The organism is Devosia sp. ZW T5_3 (assembly GCF_044987315.1).
Taxonomy (GTDB): domain Bacteria; phylum Pseudomonadota; class Alphaproteobacteria; order Rhizobiales; family Devosiaceae; genus Devosia.
In genome coordinates this window covers 225,188-238,056 of record NZ_JBJDRE010000004.1, presented here as the reverse complement: position 1 = coordinate 238,056, position 12,869 = coordinate 225,188, and the positions used below count along the sequence as shown (strand labels likewise).

Genomic DNA, 12,869 nt, shown 5'->3' with positions numbered 1-12,869 from the left:
GTAGTCTTTGTTCGATCTGTCACAATTGTTAAATATTGGAATTTTGCAGATCGTTGCGATCTTAAGTATTGCAAAAATGTTCACTGTACAGGTGATGGTTTTGGGCTAAGGTCGACTTCGTCCGGCGGTGAGGCATAACAGTTCGCGGCGAAGGAGATTGAACGATGCGGGTAACAATGATCGGGTCCGGCTATGTGGGCCTCGTCAGCGGGGCTTGTTTTGCGGATTTCGGACATGACGTGGTCTGCGTCGATCTCAACAAGGCCAAGATTGCGGCGCTGCAGCGCGGCGAAATTCCGATTTTCGAGCCAGGCCTCGATGCGCTGGTCGCCAACAATGCGAGCGCCGGAAGACTCAAGTTCACCAGTGATTTGCCCTCCGCCGTGGCCCAGGCGGATATAGTCTTTGTCGCAGTGGGCACGCCCTCGCGGCGTGGTGATGGCCATGCCGATCTGAGCTATGTCTATGCCGCCGCGCGGGAAATCGCGCAGGCGGTGCGAGGCTTCACCGTTGTAGTCACCAAATCCACCGTGCCGGTGGGTACGGGCGACGAGGTGGAACGCATCATCCGCGAGACCAATCCGGATGCCGATGTGGTGGTGGTGTCCAATCCAGAATTCCTGCGCGAAGGCGCTGCGATCGAGGATTTCAAGCGCCCCGACCGCATCGTGGTAGGACTGGAGGACGAGCGCGCCCGGCCTGTGATGGAGGAGGTCTATCGGCCGCTCTATCTCAACCAGGGGCCGCTGATTTTCACGGGGCGCCGCACGGCCGAGCTGACCAAGTATGCCGGCAATGCATTCCTCGCCATGAAGATCACTTTCATCAACGAGATTGCCGATCTGTGCGAGCAGACCGGCGCCAATGTTCAGGACGTGGCCCGGGGAATTGGCGCCGACAACCGCATTGGCAGCAAGTTTCTCCATCCCGGGCCGGGCTATGGTGGCTCGTGCTTCCCTAAGGACACGTTGGCGCTGGCCAAGACCGGGCAGGACTACGGCACGCCCCTGCGGCTCGTCGAAACCACGATCGCCATCAATGACCAGCGCAAGCGAGCCATGGGCCGCAAGGTGGTGGCGGCACTGCAGGGCAAGGCCCGCGGCAAGACGGTGGGCGTGCTGGGGCTGACCTTTAAGCCCAATACCGACGATATGCGCGATGCGCCCTCCATTGCCGTCATTCAGACGCTGGTGGATGCCGGAGCCCGTGTACGTGCCTATGATCCCGAAGGCATGGAAGCGGCCAAGTCCGTGCTGGAGAATGTGGAATATTGCGAGGATGCCTACGACGCGGCCAAGGGCGCGGATTGCCTGGTACTGGTGACCGAGTGGAACGCGTTCCGCTCGCTCGACCTGGCGCGGATCAAGGATTTGATGATCAGCCCGGTTCTGGTCGACCTGCGCAATGTCTACCGCCCGAGCGAAGTCGAAGCGGCCGGATTTGCCTATTCAAGCGTCGGCCGGCCCAATGACGGCGAAACGATCGAAGTCATTTCCAGCGCTGCCGAATGATGGTTTGATCGAGATGGGCGGCCTTGCCGTCACATCTGGTCGGCCATTCGATAGGCCAGGCATAGCAGGGTCAGCATTGGATTGGCGCTGCCGGAGCTGGGGAAGACCGACGGCGACAATATCCGCACATTGGGGAAGGCGTGGCAAAGCAATTGCTCGTCGACCACGCTGTCGGCGGCGCTCAAGCCCATGCGCGTGCTGCCCGAGGGGTGGAAGACGTCGCGGAAATCGCTTTCCCGCAGAGGCGCATCAGGGGGCACGGACCATTCGATCTGGCATGCACTTTGCAGATCATGCCCCTCCCACATCCGCCGGTAGATGGCGAGGGCCTGATCGGCGGTTCTGAGGTCGCTATCGAGAATCTGCCAATCGAGTTTGGCCCTTGGGACACCGAAGGGATCTGTGCTCTGGGAAAGGCTGATGCGGCTGGCGGCGGCCGGGAGCTGTTCAGTGCGGATTTCGGCATGAATCTCCACCGAAGGCGGCAAGAGCCAATCGAAATGCGCCAAACGCCAAGCAGCGGCATGGGCAATCTTGCGGCCGGAGGCCAGGGTAGAGCCGAGACTGGCGTCGGACTTGTCGAGCCGTCGGCGCAGGTGGTCGCGTACCACGTTGACCTCCTCGTCCTTCATGTCGAGGCGGAGGCAAAGATAGGCCGAGCCGATGCTGCCGGTCCGCTGAGGGGCCGGCAGCAGCTCGAAATGGGTGGCGTGACGCTGTCCTTCGGTGCGCGCATGGCCGACGAGATAGGCAATCATATTGGGGGTGAAGCGAAACACCCTGCCGACATTGGCTGCCAGATGATCGACGAAATGTTCGCCAATCGGTCCGGTGGAGCTGGCGTCGGCATTGGCCTTGCGGGCGAGTAATAGCAGTAACCTGGTGCTTTCCAGCGTGCCGGCGGCAAAGACGAACTGATCGGCTGCGATGGAGATGCTGTGGCCGTGAAAGCCGGTGGCGCGGACCAAAGCGATGCGATTGCCCTCGGGTGACAGGTCGAAATCCACTGCCGTTGCATTGGAGAGGACGGTGATATTGCTATTGCGGGCGATCTCGGGAGCCAGTTGCAGATAAACGTTTCGGTTGCGGAACGGGACGATCTTGGGCAGCCGACATTCGACCCCATCGACCCGGCCGATGGAAACCAGGCTCTCTGGGCGGCCTTGGGGCAATTGTTCGAAGTCGCGATGCGGCATGTCGAAGAGATTTTCGACATCACGGGTATAACGATAGATATCGTCATAGGCGATCGGCCAGGCGGGGACGCCGACATAGTCGCGGGCAGTAAGATCATGCCGCGTCAAGGCGATAAGCCGGCCGCCCCAGAGATCTGAGGTGCCGCCCAGACCGCGCTGACGTCCCCTTAGCGCACCGCCATAGTCGGTGGCCGGGGTCTCAATGGAATTAAGGGCTGCCGCCTCCGGGGTTGGCGCGGAGTGCCCACTTTCGAGAACGATGACGCGTTTGCCGCGCTGGGCCAGCCGCGTCGCTGCGGCTATGCCCGCCGGGCCGGCGCCGATGACACAAACGTCCCATCGTGCGCCAAGGTCCGCAGCATTTGCTGCGCTAAGATCGACATGCGGCACACTTTCGCTCCAGATGCGACAATGATGTCAATTCTGTATTATTGTGGAGGTTTAGGGATGTACTTCCACTGGAAGACAATTACTTCCTTGTAACGTAGGTTGATGATGGCATTTCATTTTGGGTTTTGCCATGAAGAATTTCGATCTTGCCGTTCTTGCGACAAGTTTTTTTATCTCGGCGAGTAATTTTCTGAAAGTACAAGTAAACGCCGGTGCGGACTTGCCGCTGAAGCGGTCGGATATTCCGATCAGAACGCCGTCGTCAGAACTTCAATGTCCTGCGGCGGGCCGGGTTTGACCTCGAATTCGCGGTTGAACGCCTGGTCGCCCTGCTTGGCGAGGACGAGATAGGTGCCCTCGGCGAGCACAGTGGTGGGGAAGGCGCCCAGTTCGGTGAAGATGGTGGCGCCATCGCTGGTCTTGATGGTCCAGTCGACATCGGCGATGGCCTCGCCGCCGGCTTCGGACACCAGCTTGAACGAGACCTGGCTCGCCAGGTGGTAGAGGGTGGCGTCGGTCAATTGGCCCGGCTCGACCTGCAGGTCGGCGCGCACCACAGCATTGATGGCGCCGAAATGGGACACCACGTGGTAGGTGCCCGAATTGATGGTGACGATCTCGTTGGGCTGCACGCCCTGCGCGACTGGGGTGCGAGTGGCTTCGTCGCCCGAGGTAAAGATTTCAAAGCTCAGCAGATCGGGCGGAATGGGAATGTCGCCGGTGACAGCCGCGTTGAGGCGCAGGGCGCCGGCTTCCAGGATGTAGGTTTTCTGATTGTCGCCGGGGTTGACGGTGAGCGTGTCGCTGATCTGGGCGCGGCCATAGGCGATGTGCACGAGATATTCGCCGGGCGGTAGGGAGAGCCTGGCGGTGCCATCCTCGGATTTGGCAGCCATGGCGATTTCGCCATTGGCGGCAGGTGTCGCATCGAAAATGCGCCAAACCAGCCCCTCGGTGATGGGGGCGCTGTCGGGCGTGATGAGCGCGGTGAGGGTCACCGGCTGGGGTGCCGAGGTGATGGCCGTGATGGCCTCGGTGGCGGGATTATCGGGCGAGACCTCGGGCGGCGTGATGGCCGGGCGGCCGTCGCGATCCGGCCGTGGTCGCGGCATGGGCGGTATTTCGGCGTCCTGAGCGAATGCCGGTGCGATGGCGAGCGGCACAATTGGCTGCGCCAATGCGAAAACACCCAGCAGGATCGCCATCAATGGCCCAAAACGCATATCGAATACCCCAGCAGCGGTCAGCAAGGCGGCGTAACTTAGTGCGCTGCCACCGACTCGCAATCGGGCCGTGATAGGCAGCGATTGGGGAGAAGCTGTGTCACAGCCCAGTGCAATTGGGAACCGGCGAGGCTCTGCGCCAAGCGATTTTATGTGAATGGGCTGGCCGCGACGGGCTGCGACTTGTATTGCTCCGGCACGATCAGGAGATGAACATGCCTGCCAATGCCGCCCTTGTTGACTACCTGCTGACGCGCCGTTCGGTCGGCCCGGCCTTTCTGGTCGAGCCGGGGCCGAGTGCGGACGAACTCAAAACGCTGCTGACCATCGGTACGCGCGTGCCCGACCATGGCAAGCTGGCGCCGTGGCGGCTGGTGCTGTTCGTGGGCGATGAGCGGCGGCGGGCAGGGACCGTGCTGGCCGATATCGCCAAGACCAAGAATCCTGCCCTTACTGACGCTGAACTGGATGTGGAGCGGCAGCGCTTTCTGCCGGCGCCTCTGACGATTGGGGTGATTTCGGCGGCGGCAGAGCACCCCAAGATTCCCGAATTCGAGCAACTGATCTCGGCGGGCAATGTGGCATTCAACCTGGTGCATGCGGCCAATGCGCTGGGCTATGCGGCGCAATGGGTGACCCGGTGGTATGCCTATGACGCCGAGGCCGCGCAGGCGCTGGGGGCGAGGCCAGGCGAGCGGTTTGTCGGATTTGTGCATATCGGCACGCCCACGACGCGGATCGAAGATCGGCCGCGCCCCGCGCTTGACGATGTCGTGACCTATTGGTCGGGCCAATAATAGTTAACGCGGCATTAACCCGAATTAGCGCTTTCTAAACGCGAGCGATTCCCCGGGTGAGTTTTGGATGGGCGTGCAACCCATTTCAGTGCCGCAAAGCCTGGCCTATGTCCTGACCGCTGCGGGCGACAGGAATGGGGTGGATTTCGACTATCTGCTGCAGACCGCCATGCGCGAAAGCAGCCTCAACCCGCAGGCCAAGGCGCAGACGTCTTCGGCGGTCGGGCTGTTCCAGTTTCTTGAATCGACCTGGCTGCAGGTGCTCAAGCAAGAGGGGCCGCGGCTGGGCTATGGCCAATATGCCAATGCCATCGAAGTGAACGCGAACGGGGATTACACCGTGCGCGACCCGGCGCAGAAGGCGACCATTCTCAAGCTGCGCGAAGATCCACAAATGGCGGCGGATCTGGCGGCGGCTTTCACCAAGAGCAATGGCGATTATCTGAGCGCACGGTTCGGGCGGATGCCGAGCGCAGGCGAGCTGTATATTGCGCATTTTCTGGGGGCGCAGGGGGCGGAGCGCATGTTTACCGCCGGGCTGCAGAACCCGGACCAGATTGCGGCGCAACTGTTTCCCAAGCAGGCGGCGGCCAACAAGGCGATCTTTTACAGCGATGGAAGAGCGCGGACGATTCGTGAGGTCTATCAATCGCTGGTGGCCAAGCATGATGGCAGCCAGCCGGCGGCGACGTTTACCGCGCAGCAGATGAGTGGGACTAAGCCGGACGCGCCGGTAATTGCCTCGCGGTTCTCGCCGGAGAACATGTCGTTTACGGGATTGTTCCGCACCGAGGCAGAGGGAGCGGCGAAGTCGCCGCTGAATTTGCCAGAGGAAGGGGCAGCGTTTTTCACACAGCTTTATGCGCGGTAGGGATAGGCCCGCCTGGCCTGCCGAAGCCAACGCCTCGAATCAGCGGCATATCATAGCGGAACAGGTCCCTGGTTGGCGCATTTAGAATTTGTCAGTCATTGGGGGTGAGAGTGATTGCACTGCAATCCGGTTGGGATGAATCTGCTGTAGCTGAGCGATTCTAAAACAATTCGGGCGCTAGCGAACCGATGGATCGAAAGATGGCCAGATCGACTACTCGGGGGGAAGTCGAAACGGGGCGCGGCATACCAAGAGGCTGGATGATCACCGGAATGGCAATTGCCGCCTGGTTGTTCGTTGTAGCCGCAGGATATACCGCGAAGAGCCTGTTCGACTTGGCCTCCAACATTCTCTGATTACCGATATTATCTTGGGTGTTTGAACGCACCAGCAGCGTTATGGTGAACCGTTCCTTAAAACTTGCCGCTTAGTCTTACCCAGAGTTGCTCCGGGGTGTGGCATGGTTGAGTATAATGAGTTCCTCTGGCTGGCGCAGTCGCCCGATAGCGAAGAGCGCGGGCAGGCGGCTTATATGGCCGCGAGCGCCTATCTCAATCACCACGGTCCTGCCGATGAGCATGCCGCGCTTTATGCCGTGCTGTTCCGGTTTCTCGAAGACCCCTCCGTCAAGGTGCGTGCCGCGCTGGCCTATGGCCTGCTGCATTCGGCCGAGGCGCCGCGCCCGATCATCATGGCGCTGCTGCACGATAGCGGCGTGATTGCCCGGGCCGTGCTGCAATATTCGCCGGTGCTGATCGATGCGGACATGATGCCGGTGGTGCGCCAAGGCGAGGCGGACCTGCTGATTGCCATTAGCCAGCGGCAAAAGCTCAGTACGCGGTTGGTCGATGCGTTGATCGGTCGCGAGCATCGGCAGATGACACTGAAATTGCTGGCACGGACGGATTTATCGATTGGCGCGGCGTGCCTTGACCGGCTGGTGATGGCTCATGGCGCAGATGCGCAGATGCGTGGGGCTTTGCTGCGGCGGCAGGACCTGCCGGCGGGGGCGCGGCTACTGCTGGTGCAACAGGCCATGGAGGCCATGCGCGGCGCCCGCATCGTCAAGGGCGCGGTGGCGCCGGAAAGGCTCAATCGCCTGCTGCGCGATAGCGTCGATACGGCGATTTCGGCCATTGGCGAGCGCGAGGCGATCAATCCGGGAACCGGCTATGCCGCCGAGCTGATTGCCAGCGACCGGCTCAATATGCGCGTGCTGCTGCATGCCATGGTCACGGGCCATGTGATGTTCTTTGCCAATTGCGTGGCCGAACTCAGTCAATCGCCGCGCGACAAGGTGTTTAGTGTGCTCGAGGCGGGCAGCCGGGTGGCGATCAATGCCCTGTTGGTGCGTTGCGGCATGGGGCCGGCGATGCGGGACTTGGTGATACGGCTGATCGGTCATGCCCGGGCGACCGATCTGGCTGACGACGCGGCGGCGCGGCATCTGGTGGTGTCGGCGCTGACCGAGGGGCTGATCGCCGAATATGGCGGGGTCATTCCCGAGGAGTTGGAGGAGGCGTTTGCCTATCTCAGCGAGCAGAATGTGGCGCTGGCCCGCAAGGCAGCAGAGGGCGTCATGTCGGCTTTTGCGCAGGAAGCGGGCGAACGTCGCATAGTGGCGCTGGATTGGGATGAGCAGGTGGCCTTGCCGGCGGCTTAGGACCAATCGCTATTCGTCGGGGGCACAACGCCGCAATTCGTTGTGTCTAGGTTCGTTGACGTGAGCGTGCCCAGTTTTTGAGTTCGGATTCGAACCAACCCTCAGCAACGTAGCTAGCATCCGTAGAAGAACGGAAAGTGATGTATCGGCTGTGGCCCTTGCCACCCAGCCAGCTTTGGAAATCGGAAAAGCTTGGATAGTGGCCTGGCTTGGATACGTATCCCGTTTCGTCGGCCCAAATTGTTGCAAGATGACGGATTGCCACTTCGGCTTCAGCTTTTGTTACCACCGATTAGTATCTCAATACCGGAACTGTTCGCTCAGTACGCGCTCTTCGAGGCTGGTGCCAGGATCGAAGAGCAGGGTGACGCCAGAGTCGCGATCTTCGCGGATGGTGACTTCGAGGACGTTCTGGAATTCCACATTGTCAGCGACGGCGCTGACCGGCCGCTTGGCGGCTTCGCGGGTGATGAATTTGACTTCGGCCCGATTGCCCAGGATGGCGCCGCGCCAGCGGCGGGGGCGGAAGGGGGAGATTGGGGTCAGCGCCAGCAGGGGGGAATCGATGGGCAGGATCGGACCGTGCGCGGACAGGTTATAGGCGGTGGAGCCGGCCGGGGTGGAGAGCAGCACGCCGTCGCAGATCAGCTCGTCGAGGCGGGTTTCGCCATCGACCACGATCTGGAGCTTGGCGGCCTGGTAGGTGGAACGGAACAACGACACTTCATTGAGCGCCAGCGCCGTCTGGGTAACGCCCGATGTGCTGAGCACAGTCATGGACAACGGATAGATGCGGGTGGCCTGCGCCACTGCAAGGCGTTCGGCCAGCGTGTCTTCGGAAAAGACATTCATCAGAAAGCCGACGGAGCCGAAATTCATGCCATAGACGGGTACGTTGCGCCCCATGGCCTGGTGCAGGGTCTGCAGCATCAGGCCGTCGCCGCCAAGCGCCACTATGACATTGGCCTCGTCGAACGGGGTAGCGCCGTAGCGCTCGCGCAGGCGCGCGGCTGCCGTGTCGGCTTCGGCGGTGCCGTTGGTTACAAAGCCAACCCGATCTGTCTGGACGCTCAATTCGTATTCTCCGGCAGGGCAGTTGGCGCGTTCGGGCCGTAGCATAGAAGCCAAAACGGTGCCAGACGCAACGCCGATGGTGCGTCACTCGGCCGGGCCGTGCGCGGTGGCCGTGAGCAGGTGGGGGACCTCGCCGGGGACGAGGCGAATGGCCGTCAGCCTGCCGGTGGCATAGGCGCCGGTATCGATGCAGATGCGGCCGGGCGAAATATAGGGCTCGGCGGCGGGCGTGTGGCCGTGCACCACCAAAAGGTTGGGCGGCCAAGGGGCCGTGTTGGTAGGGTCATAGCGCATCCATTGCAGGATATCGTCGCTTTGTTGGTCGAGCGGCAGATCCGGCTTCATGCCGGCATGCACCAGCACGACGCCGGGCAGGCTGAGCGAGACGGGCAGGCTTTCGAGGAATTCCAGATGGCCGAACGGGATGTGGTTGCGCAGGCGGCCGAGCCGCGCCTGCACACTGGCGGTGGTAAAGCCGGCCATAGGCACGCCATAGGATTGCAAGGTTTCGGCTGCGCCCAGCTTGAGCCATTGCGAACCGGCGACCGGATTGCGGCAATAGGCGAGCATGAGTTCTTCGTGATTGCCGGCGAGGCAGATGCGGCGCGTGCCCGGCGGCGGCGGCGAGAGCAGATAGTCGATAACGCCAGCGGAATTGGCGCCGCGATCCACGTAGTCGCCGAGATAAACCAGCCAGATTTCGCCACTGGCACCGGCGGCGTCCTCGAGGATTAGCTGTTCAAGGTGCTGTAATTCGGGCAAGCAGCCATGGATATCGCCGATAGCATAGACGGCACGAGGCCATTGCTGCGCAACCAGGCGCTCACGCCCCTGCGGCGCCGGATCGGGCTGGCGCTGCGGCAGCAGGCGCCGTATCAGCGAAAGCATACTTGTTGCGGCATTGGGGATACACTCCGGCGCGACGCTGGACCTTGACTGCCGAGGAACAAGGATTCAAGCCTCAAACCAAGGTGTGATTAATGTCGGCAGATCAGACCGCCAGGCAGTAGGAATTGCCGGTGCGGCCAGCATTGTCAAACCGGCCGGTATTGGAGACCTGGCGCGGGCTCGGCTTCTCGGTGGGCGCCAGCGATCGCCGAATACGCTGGGCCGCAGCCGCTGTGCGGGCCAGGCGCAGTGCCGACCAGCAATGCATGGCCGCGACTGCCGAAAAGGCGAAGGCTGCGATCCATGCCGGCCAGATTTGCGCACTTACGGCGATGGCCACAAAGACCAGAGTGGCGACCGCGAATGCCAGGAGCCAGGTGATCTTGCGGTTGCAGGCGGAGTACCAGATGGCCGGATCGGAAAAGCTCCAGCCGACGCCATAGATATCGGCGGCCAACAAGGCTCCGCGTCCCATTGCGTCATAAAAATAGAAGGTCCCGGAGCGATCGGTCGCAACAAATTCAGCCAGCGCGGAATCGGCGGCGACGCGACGGAAACCATCGCCATCGGTGAAGCTGATCTCGGTGAAAACCCGATAGAGCTGTTTTTCAGCGCTCGGCTGGGCGGCTTCGATCGTTCCGTGCTTGATCGTGAAGTTCAAGCCTGCATCAAACGCTGGCGCCATCGCAATTCCACCGTGACAAGAGCCAGATTGGACGCGTCAGATAAATCTGACGGCGGCGCGTCTGACAGCTTCGTAGAGATTGCTGTGACATTATCCAAACAAGGCCCCGGCACAAGCACAGCGGGGGCTCGAGGATGGGATGTCCAATGGAATTTTTGTGAGCGAGGTGCGCGTGAATACCAGGTCTCAACCGGCAGATAAGTAGCGCTGCGGCGAAAACAGCGGCGCCATGTCGTCGTGGACTGGGAAAAGAGGCGGGCAGCACCCGTTGCGGCGGAAGAATGCTGCCCATCGACGTCCCGTCGATGTCGATACTGATATCGAGCCCAGCAAATACGATACAGTAAGTGGGTTGAGGCGGCTATATGACGTTCGATCTATTTATCTGCGTTATCGGAATATCTAAGATGCGCGGATTTTATTGTAAGCATATCGTGATTTAGAATATCCGGTATTATTGCCTCTGGATTTATATGAATACAGTATGACTATTGTTGTTGGAGCCAATGTGGGTATTTCTGAGCAATGGGTCGCGAAAAACACTAATCCGCTGAACAAGGTGCAGGGTTGCTGCGCGATGTCGCTTGGTCTGCCGGCGGGCGTTGCGGCATCCAGAGTCTGCAGAAGGAGGATCGCGATTGGCTCGTGGCTATGCCTGGACCGATGATGAGGACCATGTCGCCGTGGACGCTGTCACAGTCAGTATCGGCAGCGACACGCGTATTCTCAAGATTGCCGGACTGGAATTCGGGACGCCCAGCGCCTGGGTCTATTGGCCGGCGACCCTGCACCAGGGCGAACCGATCGAACCGCGAACGGAGGGACCATTCGAGGATGTCGGTGTGGCGCTCGACTATGCCGAGCAGATGTCGGATCTCTACGGTTTCAAGCGCGTTGTCGTCGTCCTGCAGGACATTGCTTTGTGGCGGCAGGAATGGGGCGCGCTGGACGGACGGCTCGATGGGTGCTGACTGTCAGTTTGCGGGCGTCGCCAGTTCGGTTGCGAAGCCGACACGGGCCAATAGGCCGCGATGGTTTGAGCCTAAATTGGATGGCATGGCGCCTATCTCGTCGATGCGCAATCCGCCGCGGGTGAACATGTTGTCGATCGGTATACCCCATTCGCCCAACCGCACTGGCCAAGTCGAAGGATAGCGGGGCGGGGGCATTAATTGGTTGCGGTTGACGAACTGACGGACGCTGCGCGACCAAGACGCGCTGTTAAAATCGCCGGTCAGCAGCATTGGGCCGTCGATCTGTCGCAGCACGTGGCTGATTTCCCAAAGTTCATCGATGGAAATGCCATCGAAATAGGGTTTGCTCAGGTGCAGTGCGATGATGGTCACGGAGTGGCCGTTGATCGTCGTCCGGGCCGTTATCAGGCGCTCGCGCTGCATGGGGCCGAGCAGGTGCATCTGGCCATTGACCAATGGCGTGCGCGAAAACAGCGACAAATCGCAGGTCAGGGTATCGGTGCAGCCAATGCGATAAGGGAAAGTGGTGGCAAGGCGCTCCAGCGAACGCTCGATGCCAGGGGTCTCCATGATCACGGCAATATCGGGCGCTCGCTCGATCATGTAATCGGCAACGTCCTGGCCGCGTTCCGATGTTGCCAGGACATTGAAACTCATCACTGTAAATCCGTTGGGATCAACGGCTTCGGCCAGCAGCGACCGTGTTTCCTGCTGCTGGTGGATGAGATAGGCGCCTTGGCCGATGCTGACGAGGATCAGCGCGAGCACCGCCACGCCGCGCCAGCGGGCGCCCAGCATGAAGAGCGCGATCGGCAGGGCCAGACACGCCGCCGCCAGATGAAAGCGCAGCGATTGCAGCACATCCGGATTGGGCACGGGCAGGTCAAAGCTCGCCGCGACGAGGCCAAGCATGGCCAGAACCGCCAGTATGGTGACGGCACCGCGAAGCTCAAGTTTCATCGTGACCGCTCGGGATTGCACTGGGATATATTCACCGCGCCAATAGCGGTGCTTTGCCCGTGCCGGTCAATACACTTGGCGCTACTGGCTAGGTAGGCCGAGGGGGCAGCGCTTTCCGCCGCAGGGACACTGCCCCTCTCCGCCGCTCATCCCACATGGACAGGATGAGGAGCCCGGTCGTTTTCCCAGACTGCTGCTGTTGCCGGAGAAAAGTTATGTTCAACTGCGGCAATAAAGATCAGGAATAATTGGCAATATTCTACTGAATATTCAGTTTCATTGGAAGTAAATATTTAAATTTACGCAATTGATTTCGTATAGTTTCGATATTTACTTAATTAAAGCTTTTTGTATTTCGTATTTGTTTCGACAATCTCTCATGGATCGTCCCGGTGCGCGATGGCGGCCGAAGTGTTCGCCAAGCCTTCGGCGTCCAGGCCGTGTGGATCAAGGTGCCAATTGGGGGGGGAATGGTGCCGGCAGCAGGGTTCGAACCCGCGACCCCCTGATTACAAATCAGGTGCTCTACCAACTGAGCTATACCGGCGCGCGATGCCATCTAGCATCGAAGGGGCTCATGGGCAACGGGGTTGATTGGAAGCGCGGCTTGGCGTCGGTGATAGCACCTGGCTCAGAT

Annotated in this window: 11 protein-coding genes and 1 tRNA gene; 5 read left to right on the top strand and 7 right to left on the bottom strand. The window is 60.7% G+C overall.

Features of this window, described 5'->3' with window-relative positions; genetic code table 11:
- Positions 1–164 precede the first annotated feature (164 nt).
- Positions 165–1,511, top strand: coding sequence for a UDP-glucose dehydrogenase family protein (locus tag ACI3KW_RS07055; protein WP_404847480.1), 1,347 nt, complete (start codon positions 165–167; stop codon positions 1,509–1,511).
- 29 nt (positions 1,512–1,540) lie between these two features.
- Here ACI3KW_RS07055 and ACI3KW_RS07050 read toward each other — a convergent pair whose 3' ends face one another.
- Together ACI3KW_RS07050 and ACI3KW_RS07045 are read right to left on the bottom strand one after the other, a co-directional pair.
- Positions 1,541–3,097 carry a GMC family oxidoreductase gene (locus tag ACI3KW_RS07050; protein ID WP_404847479.1) on the bottom strand — a complete coding sequence of 519 codons (1,557 nt, stop codon included), beginning with the start codon at positions 3,095–3,097 and terminating at the stop codon, positions 1,541–1,543.
- A gap of 248 nt (positions 3,098–3,345) precedes the next feature.
- A complete protein-coding gene (locus ACI3KW_RS07045; protein ID WP_404847478.1) occupies positions 3,346–4,320 on the bottom strand; it encodes a hypothetical protein in 975 nt (324 codons plus the stop codon).
- Positions 4,321–4,535: 215 nt separating this feature from the next.
- Between ACI3KW_RS07045 and ACI3KW_RS07040 the strand changes: the two genes are divergently transcribed.
- The 3 genes from ACI3KW_RS07040 (at position 4,536) to ACI3KW_RS07030 (ending at position 7,651) form a co-directional block, all read left to right on the top strand.
- The gene (locus tag ACI3KW_RS07040; protein ID WP_404847477.1) at positions 4,536–5,117 is read left to right on the top strand and encodes a nitroreductase; all 582 of its coding nucleotides are present in this window, start codon (positions 4,536–4,538) and stop codon (positions 5,115–5,117) included.
- A gap of 67 nt (positions 5,118–5,184) precedes the next feature.
- Positions 5,185–5,988: a transglycosylase SLT domain-containing protein gene (locus ACI3KW_RS07035; RefSeq protein ID WP_404847476.1), complete on the top strand. Its 804-nt coding sequence runs from the start codon at positions 5,185–5,187 to the stop codon at positions 5,986–5,988.
- Between the two features lie 460 nt (positions 5,989–6,448).
- Positions 6,449–7,651, top strand: a complete 1,203-nt coding sequence (locus ACI3KW_RS07030) for a DUF2336 domain-containing protein (RefSeq protein ID WP_404847475.1) — start codon at positions 6,449–6,451, stop codon at positions 7,649–7,651.
- A 300-nt stretch (positions 7,652–7,951) separates the two neighbouring features.
- On the opposite strand, the gene ACI3KW_RS07025 is transcribed toward ACI3KW_RS07030, so the two are convergent.
- The 3 genes from ACI3KW_RS07025 to ACI3KW_RS07015 all read right to left on the bottom strand — a co-directional run bounded on the left by ACI3KW_RS07025 (position 7,952) and on the right by ACI3KW_RS07015 (position 10,274).
- A complete protein-coding gene (locus tag ACI3KW_RS07025) occupies positions 7,952–8,725 on the bottom strand; it encodes an NAD kinase (RefSeq protein WP_262167262.1) in 774 nt (257 codons plus the stop codon).
- Positions 8,726–8,809: 84 nt separating this feature from the next.
- Positions 8,810–9,613, bottom strand: a complete 804-nt coding sequence (locus ACI3KW_RS07020; protein ID WP_262167263.1) for a metallophosphoesterase family protein — start codon at positions 9,611–9,613, stop codon at positions 8,810–8,812.
- 103 nt (positions 9,614–9,716) lie between these two features.
- Positions 9,717–10,274: a hypothetical protein gene (locus ACI3KW_RS07015; protein WP_262167264.1), complete on the bottom strand. Its 558-nt coding sequence runs from the start codon at positions 10,272–10,274 to the stop codon at positions 9,717–9,719.
- Between the two features lie 662 nt (positions 10,275–10,936).
- On the opposite strand from ACI3KW_RS07015, the gene ACI3KW_RS07010 reads away from it, so the two are divergent.
- Positions 10,937–11,269 carry a hypothetical protein gene (locus ACI3KW_RS07010; protein ID WP_404847474.1) on the top strand — a complete coding sequence of 111 codons (333 nt, stop codon included), beginning with the start codon at positions 10,937–10,939 and terminating at the stop codon, positions 11,267–11,269.
- A 3-nt stretch (positions 11,270–11,272) separates the two neighbouring features.
- Here the strand turns inward: ACI3KW_RS07010 and ACI3KW_RS07005 are convergent, their stop codons facing one another.
- Together ACI3KW_RS07005 and ACI3KW_RS07000 are read right to left on the bottom strand one after the other, a co-directional pair.
- Complete coding sequence (locus ACI3KW_RS07005) at positions 11,273–12,232, bottom strand: endonuclease/exonuclease/phosphatase family protein (protein WP_262167266.1); 960 nt, start codon at positions 12,230–12,232, stop codon at positions 11,273–11,275.
- A gap of 471 nt (positions 12,233–12,703) precedes the next feature.
- Positions 12,704–12,779 (bottom strand) — tRNA-Thr (locus ACI3KW_RS07000).
- Between the last annotated feature and the right edge of the window lie 90 nt (positions 12,780–12,869).